This is a genomic window from Rhodovulum sp. HP10, from assembly GCF_047553435.1.
In the GTDB taxonomy this organism is placed as follows: domain Bacteria; phylum Pseudomonadota; class Alphaproteobacteria; order Rhodobacterales; family Rhodobacteraceae; genus Rhodovulum.
Genome location: NZ_CP180201.1, coordinates 1,175,788 through 1,189,744 on the forward strand (window position 1 = coordinate 1,175,788; position 13,957 = coordinate 1,189,744).

Sequence of the window (13,957 nt, forward strand, 5' to 3'; positions counted from 1 at the left end):
TCCCGGGCTCAGCCGGTGATCTCGCGCCGCGCCAGATCGGCCAGGAAGGCCGAGCGGGTCAGCCCGCGCGCCTTCGCGGTCTGGTCGATGGCTGCCAGCAGCCCCGCATCCATGGTGATATTCGCCTTGGCGGTCCGCCCGCTCAGGCGGAAGAACGGCACCGCCAGAAGGAAGGCCCCCGCCTCGAGGTCGCGGGCCACGTCGCTGTCGGCGCGAACGGCATCGAGGCTGCGCGCCTCGGGCAGGATCTCGTCCTCGAGATGAAGTGCGAGCGCCTCGCTGGCATTGGACAGAAGATCGTCGAGCGCATCGGCGGCCGAGAAGCAGCCGGGCACGTCGGGGAAATGGATGCCGAAGGCGCTGTCGTCTTCCTGGTGCACGACGCCGATGTAGTGACGCATGGGGCTCTCCCTTCGGTTACAGCCAGCCGGCCTGTTTGTAGATGTTGCGGACCGTGCCGATGGGCAGGTCCTTCTTCGGGTGGGGGATCGTCACGATCCTGTCGCCCTTGCGAAACTTGTGGTGCGACCCGGTGACCTTCACCAGCTCGAAACCGTCTTGCTCGAGACGCTTGACGATCTTGCGGCTGTTGGTCTCGAGCATATCCACCCTCCCCTGTCATGCGCACATAAATACACCCTGATGCCGGTTCGCACAAGGAATTAGGCGCATATTAATACGCATGGAGACCTTTTAATGGACACAAGTGGAGACCGGATCCTCGGGCTGCTGGTGCGCTGCCGCTTCGACAGCGGCGAGGTGAACATGTTCACCGGCTATGGCGAGGTCGAGTGGGAGGGCGTGACCTATCTCGGCGCGGGGCAGATGCTTTCGATTGGCGAGGCACAGGCGACCTCGGGCGAAGGCATTCCGGGGCTCTCGATCACGCTTTCCGGGCTCGATCCCGAAGTGGTGGCGCGGGCCGAGCTCGAGGAGTTCCAGCGCCGCCGGGTGACGGTGTTCCTGGCGCTGTTCGACGAGACCGGCCAGATCGAGACGGCCGATGTGCTCTTCGACGGGGTCGCCGACACGATGGAGAGCGATGACGGCCCCGACACGGCCACCACGACGCTGACGCTCGAGCCGCGCAGCATGGCGCTGGGGCGCAAGTTCCCGTGCTACTACCTGCCCGAGGACCAGGAACAGCGCTTCCCGGGCGATAAGGGCTTCGGCCTGGTCCAGGCGATCCAGAACCGCGAAGATACCTGGGGGCGGACCTGATGCGGCGCGCGGGCTGGGAGCGGCGCCTGTCGGCGGCGGTGCGGGACTGGGAGGACCGGCCCTTTGCCTGGGGCACGGCCGATTGCCTGGGCTTCTGCCGCGCCGTCGCCCGGAGCATGACCTGGGAAGATCCGATCCCGGGCCTGCCGGATTACGCTTCGGAATACGGGGCCGCCAAGGTGCTGGTGTCCTTGGGCTTCGCCTCCATTGCCGAGCTGGTCGACGCGCATCTGGAGCGGCTGCCGGTGGCGGGCGCGCGGCGCGGCGATTGGGTGATGACCGCCTGCGAGGGCGCGATGCCGGGCGCCATGGGCGTGGTAACGGGGCGCTACGCGCTGCATATGGGCCGGACCGGCCTTGTGCGCCGCCCGGTCCTGACGGCGGAGGCGGCATGGCGTATCGACTGATCCGGTACATGACCGCCGCGCTGGCGCTGGTCCTGCTGGCCAGTCTGGCGCTGATCCTCCCGGCGTCCCCGGCCGAGGCCATGCCGCCGGTGGTGGCGGCGCTCGGGGCCGCGGCGGGCGGCTGGATGGCGGGGCTGACCGCCACCGCCATCATGGGCCAGGCCGCGCTCGCGGCCGTGCTGACCGGCATCCAGATGGCGATGGCGAAGAAGCCCAAGGCCAAGACCCGCGACGAGATCACGCTGAACAAGATCCAGCCGGTCACCACGGGGCTGATCCTCTATGGCGAGCGCATGCTCGGGGGCTCCATCGTCGCGCGCTCGACCACCGCCGTGGGCGACGCCGAACACAAGCGCTATCACTCGGTCATGCCGCTGGCCTGCCACGAGATCGACGGCGCGGTCGAGATCTGGCTGGGCGAGACGCTGGTCTGGACCGGGGCGCAATACCGCCGCGACGCGGCCGAAGGCACGGGCGATCCGTACCATTGGGGCCAGGTCGAAAGCGATTACCGGGGCCGCGTCCGGCTGCGCGTCCATAATGGCGGCGAGGATCAGGCGGCCGAGGCCCGCTATGTCGCGGCCGCCAGCGAATGGACCGAGGCGCACCGGCTGCGCGGCGTGGCCTACGTCTACTTCGAGGCCGATTACGACCGCGATCTCTTCCCCGGCGGCGCGCCCCAGATCCGCGTCCGCGCCCGCGGCAAGCGGGTGCTCGACCCGCGCGAATGGCTGACCCCCATGGCCATGGCCCGGGCCGAGACCCCCGGCACCCTCTGGGCCGGGCAGGATCCGGGCGCAATCGGCACCACGGCCGGGGACGCGATCACGACGGGCGAGGATGGCGGGGACTGGAATGGCGGGAACATCGTCGCCCGCTTTTATTGCGGCCAGCTCTATCCCGGCGGCGAGACGCCCGGGCGCGGGCTTGTCCCCGACCTCGAGGCGGGATCGGGCGACGTGCTGGAGGCCGGTGCCCTCGACCGCCGGGCCGATCTCTTCGCGGCCTTCGATCTCGACTTCGCCGGGACGCCCAGCGGCACGATCTGGGAACAGGGCGGCAGCGATCACGGCGTCTATCTCGGGGTGAGCGGGGAGGATCTGGTCTTCCGCGCCTTCATGGCCGGGGGCGCCGATCCGCCTCCGGCCTCGCCGGTGCTGCTCGATGGCGACGGCGCGGCGCTCCTCGATGCCGGGGGCCATGTGCTGAAGGCCTGGATCGCGGGGCTGGGCGGCGCGCGCCTGACCCTGCCGCGCGCCACCTTCGCCGGGCGCCGGGGCACGCTTTACGTGCAGATCGACCTCGCGGCCGGGACCGTCGCGCTCTGGTTCCGGGGCGGGAAGTACAGCACCAACCCCGCACTCTGCCTGCGCGATTACATGCTGACGCCGCAGCTCCGGGGCGGGCCGGGCTGGGCGGCCTCCGATCTCGACGAGGACACGATCCTGGCGCTGGCCAACCTGGCAGAGGAACAGGTGCCGCTGGCCTCCGGCAGGACCGAGGACCGTTATGCCTTCAACGGCGTGCTCGACACCGCCGCCACCGCGGCCGAGAACCTGAACGATCTCTCGTCCTCCTGGGGCGGCTGGTGGACCTGCGAGCGCGGCCGGCTGACCGTCGGGGGCGCCGCCTGGGAAGAGCCCGCCTTCACCGTCACCGAGGACATGCTGACGGGCGGGATCCAGGTCACCGCGCGCAAGCCCTTCGAGGACCAGTTCAACACCGTGAAGGCGCAATATGCCGATCCGGAGAACGAACATGTCGTGACCGACCTGCCGGTGCTGGACAGCGACACCTATATCGCCACCGACAATGGCGAGCCGCTGGTGCTCGACATGGGCGAGCTGCCGGGCGAGACCGGGCATGCGCGCGGCCAGCGGCTGATGAAGCTCGCGCTTTTGAAGGGGCGGCGGCAACGCCAGGTGATCCTGCCCTGTTCGCTCGCCGCCTGGGGCGTGCGGCTCGGCGACAACATCCGGGTCTCGCTGCCGCGTCGGGGCTGGCACGACAAGACCTTCGAGGTCACCGGGCGCACCGTTCATATCGGCGCGGACGGGGTGCGCGTGACGCTCAGCTGCATAGAAACCGGCCCCGCGATCTTCGACTGGCGCACATCGGAGGAGACGCCCAAGCCCGCGGGCGGTGTGCCGACGCTGCCCTCGCCGACCGCAAAACCGGTGGTGAGCGCGCCGACCATGACCGAGGAACTCTACGAGACCCGCGGCGGCGGCGGCATCAAGACCCGGGTCCGGCTGGCGGCCAGCACGACCAATCCCTTCATCGAGGCCTGGCAGTTCGCCTGGCGTCCGGTCACCGCGCCAGAGCCCACGCTGCGGCCGCTGACCGACACGCCCGAGGACATGATCGACGATGTCGCGCCGGGCCCCTATGTCTTTGGCGCCCGGGCGCGGAACGGGCGCGGCATGTGGTCGGACTGGGCCTGGTCCGGCGCCAGCGCCGTGCAGGGCATCAATGCCGCCCCGGCGGCCATTGCCGGGCTCTCGGCCCAGGCCTCGGGCGGCGCGGTCGCGATGCTGCGCTGGGACCGGCATCCCTCGCTCGACGTGCAGCAGGGCGGCCGGATCGAGTTCCGCCACGCAGGCGCGCTCTCGGGCGCGACCTGGCAGAGCTCGACCGGGATCGGCAAGGCGGTCTCGGGCGGCGTCACCGAGGCCACCCTGCCGCTCAAGACCGGCACCTATCTCGCGCGCCCTTATGATGCGATGGGCATTCCCGGCCCGGTCAGCAGCGTGGCCCTGCGCGCGGCCTCGATCATCCCGACCACGACCGTGGCCACCGTCACCGAGGCCCCGTCCTGGCCGGGCCGGGCCGAGGGCTGCAGCGTGGTCGGCAACGCCCTGAGCCTCGATCCGGGCGAGACCCTTGCGCGCTATGCCTGCGCCGGGCGGATCGATCTGGGCAGGGTCCAGGCGGTGCGCCTCGTCAGTGCCGTCGACGTGCTGATCGGAGAGGGCGAGGATCTGTTCTGGGGACCGGAGGCGGCGGCGATGTGGCGCCCGCCCGACGCGCTCGCCTGGCAGGGCGCGACCGATGCCTATGGCGATGTCGACCTGCAGGTCTCGACCACCGATGACGACCCGGAGGGCGATCCTGTCTGGGGCCCCTGGCAGAGCTTCGATGCCGCCGACTTCCCGGCCCGCGCCTTCCGCTTCCGCGCGATCCTGACCGTCGAGAGCCCCGATTACACCCTCACCGTCACGGGCCTGACCGTGACCGCAACCCAGGCCGCATGAGGTTCCCATGAGCCAGAGCACCTATCTCCTCGACGCCAGCCACACCAAGGCGCAGGCCTTCGCCATGCTTCAGGGCGCGCTGCTGGCCCTGCAAAGCAACAATGCCGACGCAGCCGAGCCGGTCGAGACCGCGCCCGGCATGCTGTGGCTCGATACCGCCGCCAAAGCCCTGAAGATGCGCAATATCTCCAACAGCGGCTGGATCACGCTGGGCGCTCTCGGGTCCGGCGCCTTCATCCCCTCGGGCGTCAACAAGCTGACCGAGGCCCAGGCAAGGGATGCGCTCTCCGACATCTACGGCGCGGTGACCGGCGAGATCCTGCGCGCCGCGATCCTGGCCCACGCCCCCGACGCGGTGATCCCGGGCTGGCACCCATATGACATGATCCGGCCCGGCGACGGCGCGACCGGCACGATCTGGAGCCATGACAAGGCAGGCAGCATCCAGAACGTGGAGACGCCCGAGTTCGAGGACGGTTACGAATACGCGCTGATCTTCGAGGCCGTCGCCACCAACAAGACCACCTCAACCCTGCAGATCTCGGTCCGCCCCGAGATCACCGGCACCTGGTCGCCCTTCACGTCCTTCCCCGGGGCGGGCTTCGTCTGGGGCGACGTCTGTTCCGGCATGCTGCGGCTGGCCATGCCGCGCCAGCCCCGGCTGGTCCATCGCTGCATCTGGGAGGCGCCGCTGAAGGTCGGGATGGAGGATCTTGCCGTCACGACCGGCGCCTCCGAGGCCTCGGCGCTGAGCGCCGTCCGCGTCCGCTGGGCCGAGGGCTCGATCATCAACGAGGTCTTCCGTACCGGCCGCGTCCGGCTGTTCCGGCGCCGCGAACACCTCACCGGCTGATCACATCCAAAGCGAGGCAGAACATGACCGTTACCCCCACCGAGATCCCGGGGCCGTTCCCCCTTTCCGGCAAGCGCTTCAGCCAGACCGCCGCCGAGATCGGCGAGATCCTCGACGACGCCCTCTGCGGGCGCAACAACCTCTCCGACCTGGAGGACCGGGAGCTCGCCGGGATGCTCCGGCTCTTCGGCAACCGGAGCATGCAGCATGACACGGTCGCGGCCGTCGCCGATGTCGAGGCCGATCTGCCCGGACGGGGCTCGGGCTTCTTCTTCTGCGACAGCAAGGCCCTGAACACCCCTGTCGCGAACTCCTGGCATTGCGGCTTCTGGATCCGGAGATACCGGAATGCGCGCGGCTTCCTGATCGTCCAGACCGAGGATGCCGGCGACATCTGGGTGCGCTCCTACAACAGGGACCATTATGGCTGGAGCCCCTACATCTGCATCAACAGAAGCCTGACGGACGCCCAGGCCCGGGACGACGGCAGCCCTGAGCCCGGGCTGGTCAGCGGCGCGGTGCTCGGCGCCTGGCGGGATGCGGTCTGCCTCGGCCACGGGCAGCGCTGGACCGATGTGAAGGCCGTCCGCGCGGCAGGCGTCACCTACCAGAACAGCACGGAGCGCCCGATCCTGGTCAGCATCGGGGTCGGCGGCGGCGCGGCGGCGGGGTTCATCTATGTCTCGACCGACAACCGGAGCTTCGTGCGCATCAGCGCCATCGCCGCCAGCGGCGCCCCCAGCTGCGCCAGCTTCATCGTGCCGCCGGGGCATTACTACCAGATCTCCAACTGGAGCGGCACGATCTGGTCGGAGCTGGTCTGATGGAACAGGGCTTCTACCACCCCGAGCGCGGCTACTGGCAGACCATCGGCACCCCCTCGGCCGCGATCCTGGCCACCTATCCCGAGGGCACCATCGACGTGCCGCTCCGGCCCGGCCCCGACCACGCGCTGGTCGATGGCGCCTGGGTGCCGGTCGAGCCGGACCCGGCCGGGCAGCTGGCCGCCTGGCGCGACAGCGCCACGCTGACCCGGCTCGACCTGGCCTCGGCCCTCATCGCGGCCGGGATCCTGACCCAGGGCGAGGCCGAGGATCTCGCGGCCGGGCGGATGCCCGGGGCCCTGGCCGCCCTGGCCGACCCCCTGCCCGAAGACGAGCGCTCCGCGGTGCGGCTTCGCCTCGTGGGCCTTGCCGGGTTCGCCCGCGCGGACCCGATGTGGGACGCGCTCCTGGGGCCGGAGCGGGCCGATGCGGTGTTCGGCCGGCAGGACGGGGAGTGAGGCCGTGATCGAGACCACCGAAAGCGCTCTGCGCACGGCGCTGGCCATCCTCGGGGCGATCCTGCTGGTCTGGATCCGCACCGACGGGCTGGCGGTGATCGCCCGCATGGGCATCACCCTGGCCTCGGCCGCCATCGGCTATGCCGCCGGGCCCGAGATCGCGCTCTGGATGGGCACGCCCGAGCGGCTCACCATCGTCGGCGTCACCGTGCTCGGCCCGCTGGCGCTGGAAACCGCCGCCGCCACGCTGCTCTGGCTCAAGCGCGATCCGCGCCAGCTGGCCGAGGCCCTGCGTCTCTGGCGGGGCGGCAAATGAGCCTGCCCCTCTACTGCGCCCTCACCGCCGCGATCTGGATCGCGCTGATCGCCTGGCCCTGAGGCCCGGGCCGTCCCCAACCCCACAGGAGTTTCCCCATGCACCTCGTGCCCCACTGGCGCGCGCTGATCCGGCGTGCCTGGTCGATCCGTCTCATCCTGCTCGCGGGCCTGTTGTCAGGGCTCGAGGCCGGGCTCTCGCTGGCCTCGCCCGATGCGCTGGGGATCCCGCGCGGGTTCTTCGCCGGGCTCTCGGCGCTGGTCACCGCGGCCGCCTTCGCCGCCCGGCTGATCGCCCAGAGGATGGAGTGAGCCCATGCGCAGGATCCTGAAGCGCGGCGCCGCCGGGGGCACCGCTGCGGTGATCGCCGCCGCCGTTGCGCTGATCGCCCCTTGGGAGGGCCTCCGCACTGCCTCCTATCAGGACATCGTCGGCGTCTGGACGATCTGCTACGGCGAGACCCTGGGTGTCGGGCCGGGGCAGACCGCGACACCTGAGGAGTGCCGCGGCCGTCTTGCGGCACGCGCCGCGCAGTTCGAGGCCGAGATCCGCCCCTGTCTGCCTGCAAACCTCCCGGTCGAGACCCGCGCGGCCTTCGTCTCGGCCGCCTACAATATCGGCTCCGGCGCCTTCTGCCGGTCCTCGATGTCCCGCCTGGCGCTGGCGAGCAATCTGCCCGGCGCCTGCGATGCGCTCATGCTGTGGGTGAAGGCCGGGGGCCAGACCGTGCCCGGCCTCGTCAACCGCCGGACCGCGGAGCGCGCGCTATGCCTCTCCGGCCTCGACTGATCTTAGCAGCCCTGCTGCTGGCAGGCTGCGGCGGGCTGCCGGTCCCGCTGGGACCCAACGTCGCCGCCAATGTCCAGGCCGGGGCCGAGAACGTGCAAGGCCTGAAGGTCGAGAACGCGCCGTCCATCCTCCGCCCCCGCGCCCGCGAGATCCGCCAGGAGCAATCCGAGAACCGCCTCCGCGCCGACCGTGTCGAGACCGTCATCGTCAATGTCATCCCGCCCTGGATCGTGCTGGTCGCCCTGATCGGATGGATCGCCCCCTCGCCCGGCGAGATCGGGCGAAGGGTCAGGGAGGCGGTCAGGGGGCGACGTTAACGAAAAACACAACCATAAGGAGAGTATATGGTGGATAACTCAACCAACTGTTAGCAGTTTGTTCCTATCCACAGAATTGGACAGGCAAGAGCCCACTAAACTTATCAAAGAACTGAAATCAAATCATCAGACCCCTGCTGGACCTGACTCCAGTGGGGGTCGCCCCCTTGCCTGAGGCGCCGCTGCGAGCCGCCTCCCCAATTGCCTTATGGATCAGAGCTTCCCCTCGCTTTCGGGCGGGGGCAAGGCGGTGCGCCAACACCGCCTCACCACGCAGCCTGCGTCAACAAGTGCTGCGCCGACACCACTGAGGGAATCTGTCGCCCGGCTCTCGCGAGAGCGGGCGGACCTAGAACAGGTTCCTGACATGAACGAAATGCGAAAAACCGTTCCCGCCACCCCCGTCGCCCCCTGGATGGGCGGCAAGCGCGCCCTGCACCGGCGGATCATCGAGCGGATCGAGGCGATCCCGCACCGGACCTATATCGAGCCTTTCCTCGGCATGGGCGGGGTCTTCCTGCGCCGGAGCTGGCGCCCGCGGCTCGAGGTCGCGAACGATCTGAACGGCGAGATCACCAATCTCTTCCGCGTGTTGCAACGCCATTATCCGCAGCTGATGGAGGTGATGCGGTTCCAGATCACCTCGCGCCGCGAGTTCGAGCGGCTCCGCGCCTGCGACCCCGCCACGCTGACCGACATGGAACGCGCCGCGCGCTTCCTCTATCTGCAACGGCTCGCCTTCGGCGGCCAGCTCGGCGGGGTCTTCGGCGTGGCGCCCGACCAGAGCGCCCGGTTCAGCCTGGCCAAGCTCGGGCCGCTGCTGGACGCCGCCCATGACCGGCTCGATGGCGTGGTCTTCGAGAACCTGCCCTGGCAGGAGGTGCTGGCGCGCTATGACGGCCCGCAGGCGCTGTTCTATCTCGATCCGCCCTATTGGGGCGGCGAGGACGATTACGGCAAGGGGCTCTTCGACCGCGACCAGTTCGCCGAGCTGGCCGAGCGCCTGGGCCGGATCAAGGGCGCCTTCGTGCTGTCGATCAACGACCGGCCCGAGATCCGCGATCTGTTCGGTGCCTTCCTGATCGAGGAGGTGCGGCTGAATTACTCGGTCTCGAAGAGCGGCGCGACCCCCGCGCGGGAGTTGATCATCGCCAATCGCGAGGTCAGGGTGGGGCTCGTATGAGTTCCCCCGGCCCGGTCGGCGTTTAACCGGATCTTGGGGCCACCCGGTAAAAGGTCCGTCCCATGCGCCGTCTCCTGTCCCTGCTCCTGCTGAGCCTGACGCTCCTGACCTGCGCGCCGGTCGCGCAGGCGCCGCAGAGCGTTGCACCGTCCCTGCCCTATGAGCGCGCGGCCTTCGGCTCGGGCTGGACCGATCCCGACGGCGACTGTCTCGACACCCGGGCCGAACTGCTGGCGGATCTCTCCACCGTGCCGGTGCGGCTCGCGCCCTCGGGCTGCTCGGTGCGCCACGGCCGCTGGATCGCGCCCTATACCGGGCAGGTGATCACCGAGGCGGGCGATCTCGACATCGATCACATCGTGCCGCTGCGCTATGCATGGGGGCACGGTGCCGCCAGCTGGTCGGCCCAGAAGCGCGCCCGCTTCGCCCGCGATCCGGTCAACCTGCTGCCCGTCAGCGCCTCCGCGAACCGCTCGAAAGGCGCGCGCGGGCCGCTGGACTGGCTACCGCCGGATCCGGGTTTCCGCTGTCAGTATGTCCTGCGGTTCAGGCGGATCGCCGCGAACTATGGGCTACAGCATACCGCGGCGGAGGAGCGGGAGCTGGTCGCGCTGACCGGGCGGCTGTGTGGGGCATAAGGGCGGATACTGTTGAAAAACTCGCTGGAGCATCCGGGGAGTGCCATTTCATGGGAAACGGTTCTGCTTGCGCGCGACCCCGCCTTGTAAAAAGTCATTTCCAGCCCGTGTGCAGGACAACGTTCCAACCCAAGATGGCCTCTCGGACGCAGCGGGTGTTTTTCAACAGTATGGGCGGAGGCTGTGTGGAAACGCTGTCTGGTGGTAAGCTTCCGCGAGGCAGCGGGAGACAGGGATGGTGGGTTTCATCGACGGCATCGACCGGGAACAGGTCACGCTTTTCCCTGATCGTCTCGAGGACTGGATCGGCGAGGATCACCTGGTCCGTGTCGTCGATCTCTTCGTCGAGGAGCTTGATCTTCCGGCGCTCGGCTTTGAGCGTTGTGTGCCCGCCCGAACCGGTCGCCCGGGCTACCATCCGGCTGTGCTGTTGAAGCTCTTCATCTACGGCTATCTGACCCGCATCCCGTCCAGCCGTCGCCTGGAGCGTGAGGCGGGTCGCAATGTCGAACTGATGTGGCTGACCGGCCGCCTGGTGCCCGATCACAAGACCATCGCCGATTTCCGGCGCGATAACGGGGCAGCGATCCGCAGGACCTGCGCGCAGTTCGTGGAGCTGTGCCGGCGGATCGGGGTGCTGAAGGGCGATTGCGTGGCCATCGACGGCAGCAAGTTCAAGGCCGTGAACAACCGCGACAGGAACTTCACAAAGAACAAGATCGCCAGCCGCTTGGCCCATCTGGAGGCTGATGTCTCGCGGTATGTCGATGACATGGCCCGTATCGACCGCCAGGAAGAGGGGGAAGCCCGGGCTGACAAGGTCGCCCATCTCGCTCGCCGCTACGGTCGTATCCGGCAGGAGATTGCCCGGCTGAAGGCAATGGAGAAGGCCCTGACCGAGGCGCCCGACGGGCAGATCTCGCTGACGGATCCCGATGCCCGCGCCATGGCGACCAGCGCCCGGCACAGCGGCATGGTCGGCTACAACGTCCAGACCGCGGTCGATACCGGGACGCATCTGATCGTGGCACATGACGTGACCAATCAGGGCTTCGACCGCGACCAGCTGCACCCGATGGCGGCGGCAGCCAGGAAGGCTCTTCGGCGCGACGACCTGCATGCCATAGCCGACAAGGGATACTTCAGCGGGTCTCAGATCCTGGCCTGCCATCAGGCGGGGATCACCACGACCGTGCCGCGCCCCGAGACATCGGGCAGCCGGGCCAGGGGCATGTATGTGAAGGCCGACTTCGCGTACGCCCCGGCCCGCGATGCCTACGTCTGCCCGGCAGGCGAAGAGCTGACCTACCGTTACACGCGCGAGGAGGACGGGCTGCGGGTCGGCCGCTACTGGACCAATGAATGCCAGAGCTGTCCGGTCCGTCACCGCTGCACCAGCGGCAAGGAACGCCGGATCACCCGGTGGGACCATGAGCATCTGGTTGATGCGATGCGCAAAAGACTGGGTGGGGAGGCCGATCCGATGACCCTGCGCCGCTGCACGGTCGAACACCCATTCGGCACACTCAAGGCTTGGATGGGGCACACCCATTTCCTGACGCGGAGGCTGAAGAACGTCGGCACCGAAATGGCGCTGAATGTCCTTGCCTACAATATCAAGCGAGTGGTCGCGTTGATGGGCATTCGGGGCCTGATGCGGGCCATTGTCGCCTGATCGGGGGCTGTCGCGCCTCAAGCGCAGACGCCACGCCTTGCCTGAAAGGGATAACCACGCCGCCACGCGCGCAAAGAGTGTCGGAGGCGGCTGAAAGCGAGCAGCGCGGCCAACCAGCAGCCGACAGCCCGCGCCGGCGCGTTTCCACACAGCCTCGGCGGACAGCTGCCGTTCGCTGCGCATCCCTTGAACGACCGCTAAGCGCATAAAGCGGAGCTTGCAAAGTCAGAAAAACAACAGGGCCTTGAAACAACTCGTGCACAACTGATGCCCGCGGCTGATCGTACAAAACCGCGTCGCCAAGCAGTCGCTGGTAAGACGACCATTATTTTAGATACCATCAATTTTCTAGAGACGCGTGTTTGGGGTGGAAAATGCATCAGAAATCAACCAGATTTTTGTCACTAGCCCCTGTCAAAGCTCAGGTCAAAAAGCGCCGAGAGAATGCTTTCGACCACTTCCCGGTAGTCGGCTAGCTGGGTGTCCGTGATCTCGACGGTAGCGCGTTCATGGATGAACTTATTCCTCAAGCCATTGTAGTATCGGGCTTTCTCCCAAGGCAAATCGGCCGAAATTCCCAGGCGTTGGACTTCGTCAGCGACCTTGTGGCGCCATTTAAACAGATCCGAAATCCTACCATCGGAGTAATACTCCGTGGGGTGGTTGACGAGGAATTCCTTCAACCCAATCTCAAGATTGCTGTCGAGGATAATTAAGCCAACTCTATTTTTCGTTTCATATTTTTTTCCGATAACGACTTCCAGTAAGCTCATAGACTCAACGAGCCCCAAAGTCCAAGGCTTAGACCGAGTTATTACTTGATTCTGCTCAATCAAACGGTCGGAATAGGATTTCCTTCGACCTCGCGGGGTTGGCAGCTGGACAATTTTCTTACTTATGTTGGGAGAGGTTATGTCAAAATTCTCTATCTCGCCAGCGTCAAATCGAAATACTTCATTTTCCCGATCTGACTTAGTTCTTCGCGAAACTGTGGTGTAGTAGGCTGTCATATCGACAATTCTCTCCCTTAAAGATAGAAAAGTCGGATGATTCCAATTGATGCCTGCCTTGTTTGATGTCCAGGGCATCAGCTCCGGGTTTCCATGCAGTTCGATGATAACCCGGCATAATGATGCGTCAGGGTGAGGTGTACCTGCTTTGCCTCTATAGTATCCAACCTCAGCGCCCTTTTCGTGTGCTAGAACTAATCTGTCATTGCAGTAGAAGTATACCCCATAATTTTCCTCTTTTGGATCTCTATCCAAAATCAATCCCGCCGTCATTGTTACCTTTACTTCATCACTCGAACCATCGACAGGGGCGATGGAAAAGGAAGATGACTTTGGGCGGTAGTCCGGCGGAAATGCCCAGTTGTCGAAACTTTCAATTAGGATCGGGCTGTCGTTAAGTATTATTTCGCATTCCGCATTTAGAAAATTTGCGTATGTTGCCCCAAGAGATTTTTCCAAGGCGGTTATCTGTTCTAAGCTGATGCCTTGACGTAGTTCACTAATCGCTACGACAGTCGTTCCTGGATCAATGTCAGATACTTCTTCAGCCGTAAGCTGCCAATCATCCTCGGCTGCCAACCACTGGCTATCTAAAACAATCTCGTATGTCGGGTCGTTTGCAAACCTAGTTCGAATCGACACTCTTTCTCCTAAGGCAATGCCTGCCCGCTTTCCCCCGACACCAAAATTTCCAATCAGATCTTGAGTAACATTCCCTCTTGATGCGCCCGGAGCAACCAATAACTCCAAGGAATCGGATGGAACGCCCCCAGCGTTATCAGAAATACGAATGGATTGCCTATCTGTGTTGATAAACAGCTTCACCGACAAAGGCTGGCGCTTTCCCGAGACCATCCAATGATCCAACGCATTGTCTATCAATTCGCTCACTGACGTTGTTAGATCGTAGTCCGCGATAATTGAAAGGAACAGGCGCTTCTGCGGAGTCGCGTTTACCGGTATGCTTGCCATCTACCCTGTATCTCATTGCCCTTATGCATGGTTTCGGGTG

At 66.1% G+C, this 13,957-nt stretch carries 16 protein-coding genes; 13 read left to right on the top strand and 3 right to left on the bottom strand.

The window, feature by feature from the left end:
• Window positions 1-8: 8 nt before the first annotated feature.
• On the bottom strand, window positions 9-401 hold the full coding sequence (locus tag ACK8CO_RS05440) for a type II toxin-antitoxin system HicB family antitoxin (protein WP_414898434.1): 393 nt from the start codon (window positions 399-401) through the stop codon (window positions 9-11).
• Window positions 402-417: 16 nt separating this feature from the next.
• Window positions 418-603, bottom strand: coding sequence for a type II toxin-antitoxin system HicA family toxin (locus ACK8CO_RS05445; protein WP_211138697.1), 186 nt, complete (start codon window positions 601-603; stop codon window positions 418-420).
• Between the two features lie 93 nt (window positions 604-696).
• Here ACK8CO_RS05445 and ACK8CO_RS05450 point away from each other — a divergent pair, with 93 nt between their 5' ends.
• From ACK8CO_RS05450 to ACK8CO_RS05510, 13 genes are all read left to right on the top strand, one after another.
• On the top strand, window positions 697-1,221 hold the full coding sequence (locus ACK8CO_RS05450; protein WP_414898435.1) for a hypothetical protein: 525 nt from the start codon (window positions 697-699) through the stop codon (window positions 1,219-1,221).
• On the top strand, window positions 1,221-1,628 hold the full coding sequence (locus tag ACK8CO_RS05455; RefSeq protein WP_414898436.1) for a DUF6950 family protein: 408 nt from the start codon (window positions 1,221-1,223) through the stop codon (window positions 1,626-1,628). Before ACK8CO_RS05450 ends, ACK8CO_RS05455 begins: the two co-directional genes overlap by 1 nt.
• The gene (locus ACK8CO_RS05460; protein WP_414898437.1) at window positions 1,613-4,882 is read left to right on the top strand and encodes a hypothetical protein; all 3,270 of its coding nucleotides are present in this window, start codon (window positions 1,613-1,615) and stop codon (window positions 4,880-4,882) included. The genes ACK8CO_RS05455 and ACK8CO_RS05460 overlap by 16 nt, the downstream gene beginning before the upstream one ends.
• A gap of 7 nt (window positions 4,883-4,889) precedes the next feature.
• Complete coding sequence (locus ACK8CO_RS05465) at window positions 4,890-5,735, top strand: hypothetical protein (RefSeq protein ID WP_414898438.1); 846 nt, start codon at window positions 4,890-4,892, stop codon at window positions 5,733-5,735.
• A 23-nt stretch (window positions 5,736-5,758) separates the two neighbouring features.
• Entirely contained in the window at window positions 5,759-6,559 is an 801-nt protein-coding gene (locus ACK8CO_RS05470; protein WP_414898439.1) for a hypothetical protein, read from the top strand.
• Window positions 6,559-7,017, top strand: a complete 459-nt coding sequence (locus ACK8CO_RS05475) for a hypothetical protein (RefSeq protein WP_414898440.1) — start codon at window positions 6,559-6,561, stop codon at window positions 7,015-7,017. The genes ACK8CO_RS05470 and ACK8CO_RS05475 overlap by 1 nt, the downstream gene beginning before the upstream one ends.
• A 4-nt stretch (window positions 7,018-7,021) precedes the next feature.
• A complete protein-coding gene (locus tag ACK8CO_RS05480; RefSeq protein WP_414898441.1) occupies window positions 7,022-7,333 on the top strand; it encodes a hypothetical protein in 312 nt (103 codons plus the stop codon).
• Window positions 7,334-7,431: 98 nt separating this feature from the next.
• Window positions 7,432-7,644, top strand: a complete 213-nt coding sequence (locus ACK8CO_RS05485) for a hypothetical protein (RefSeq protein WP_080617740.1) — start codon at window positions 7,432-7,434, stop codon at window positions 7,642-7,644.
• Window positions 7,645-7,648: 4 nt separating this feature from the next.
• Window positions 7,649-8,122, top strand: coding sequence for a lysozyme (locus ACK8CO_RS05490; protein ID WP_414898442.1), 474 nt, complete (start codon window positions 7,649-7,651; stop codon window positions 8,120-8,122).
• Entirely contained in the window at window positions 8,101-8,439 is a 339-nt protein-coding gene (locus ACK8CO_RS05495) for a bacteriophage spanin2 family protein (protein ID WP_414898443.1), read from the top strand. The genes ACK8CO_RS05490 and ACK8CO_RS05495 overlap by 22 nt, the downstream gene beginning before the upstream one ends.
• Before the next feature lie 376 nt (window positions 8,440-8,815).
• Window positions 8,816-9,622, top strand: coding sequence for a DNA adenine methylase (locus ACK8CO_RS05500; RefSeq protein ID WP_414898444.1), 807 nt, complete (start codon window positions 8,816-8,818; stop codon window positions 9,620-9,622).
• A 62-nt stretch (window positions 9,623-9,684) separates the two neighbouring features.
• A complete protein-coding gene (locus tag ACK8CO_RS05505; RefSeq protein WP_414898445.1) occupies window positions 9,685-10,260 on the top strand; it encodes an HNH endonuclease family protein in 576 nt (191 codons plus the stop codon).
• A gap of 235 nt (window positions 10,261-10,495) precedes the next feature.
• Window positions 10,496-11,935, top strand: coding sequence for an IS1182 family transposase (locus ACK8CO_RS05510; RefSeq protein WP_414898446.1), 1,440 nt, complete (start codon window positions 10,496-10,498; stop codon window positions 11,933-11,935).
• Window positions 11,936-12,339: 404 nt separating this feature from the next.
• On the opposite strand, the gene ACK8CO_RS05515 is transcribed toward ACK8CO_RS05510, so the two are convergent.
• Window positions 12,340-13,917: an ATP-binding protein gene (locus ACK8CO_RS05515; RefSeq protein ID WP_414898447.1), complete on the bottom strand. Its 1,578-nt coding sequence runs from the start codon at window positions 13,915-13,917 to the stop codon at window positions 12,340-12,342.
• Window positions 13,918-13,957: the final 40 nt, after the last annotated feature.

What these genes read in the sequence shown, in the direction of transcription:
- ACK8CO_RS05470 (WP_414898439.1), top strand. Translation starts at nt 5,759, where the DNA reads ATGACCGTTACCCCCACCGAGATCCCGGGGCCGTTCCCCCTTTCCGGC.
- ACK8CO_RS05515 (WP_414898447.1), bottom strand. Translation starts at nt 13,917, where the DNA reads ATGGCAAGCATACCGGTAAACGCGACTCCGCAGAAGCGCCTGTTCCTT.
- ACK8CO_RS05510 (WP_414898446.1), top strand. Translation starts at nt 10,496, where the DNA reads ATGGTGGGTTTCATCGACGGCATCGACCGGGAACAGGTCACGCTTTTC.
- ACK8CO_RS05440 (WP_414898434.1), bottom strand. Translation starts at nt 401, where the DNA reads ATGCGTCACTACATCGGCGTCGTGCACCAGGAAGACGACAGCGCCTTC.
- ACK8CO_RS05505 (WP_414898445.1), top strand. Translation starts at nt 9,685, where the DNA reads ATGCGCCGTCTCCTGTCCCTGCTCCTGCTGAGCCTGACGCTCCTGACC.
- ACK8CO_RS05490 (WP_414898442.1), top strand. Translation starts at nt 7,649, where the DNA reads ATGCGCAGGATCCTGAAGCGCGGCGCCGCCGGGGGCACCGCTGCGGTG.
- ACK8CO_RS05485 (WP_080617740.1), top strand. Translation starts at nt 7,432, where the DNA reads ATGCACCTCGTGCCCCACTGGCGCGCGCTGATCCGGCGTGCCTGGTCG.
- ACK8CO_RS05455 (WP_414898436.1), top strand. Translation starts at nt 1,221, where the DNA reads ATGCGGCGCGCGGGCTGGGAGCGGCGCCTGTCGGCGGCGGTGCGGGAC.
- ACK8CO_RS05495 (WP_414898443.1), top strand. Translation starts at nt 8,101, where the DNA reads ATGCCTCTCCGGCCTCGACTGATCTTAGCAGCCCTGCTGCTGGCAGGC.
- ACK8CO_RS05450 (WP_414898435.1), top strand. Translation starts at nt 697, where the DNA reads ATGGACACAAGTGGAGACCGGATCCTCGGGCTGCTGGTGCGCTGCCGC.
- ACK8CO_RS05445 (WP_211138697.1), bottom strand. Translation starts at nt 603, where the DNA reads ATGCTCGAGACCAACAGCCGCAAGATCGTCAAGCGTCTCGAGCAAGAC.
- ACK8CO_RS05465 (WP_414898438.1), top strand. Translation starts at nt 4,890, where the DNA reads ATGAGCCAGAGCACCTATCTCCTCGACGCCAGCCACACCAAGGCGCAG.
- ACK8CO_RS05475 (WP_414898440.1), top strand. Translation starts at nt 6,559, where the DNA reads ATGGAACAGGGCTTCTACCACCCCGAGCGCGGCTACTGGCAGACCATC.
- ACK8CO_RS05460 (WP_414898437.1), top strand. Translation starts at nt 1,613, where the DNA reads ATGGCGTATCGACTGATCCGGTACATGACCGCCGCGCTGGCGCTGGTC.
- ACK8CO_RS05500 (WP_414898444.1), top strand. Translation starts at nt 8,816, where the DNA reads ATGCGAAAAACCGTTCCCGCCACCCCCGTCGCCCCCTGGATGGGCGGC.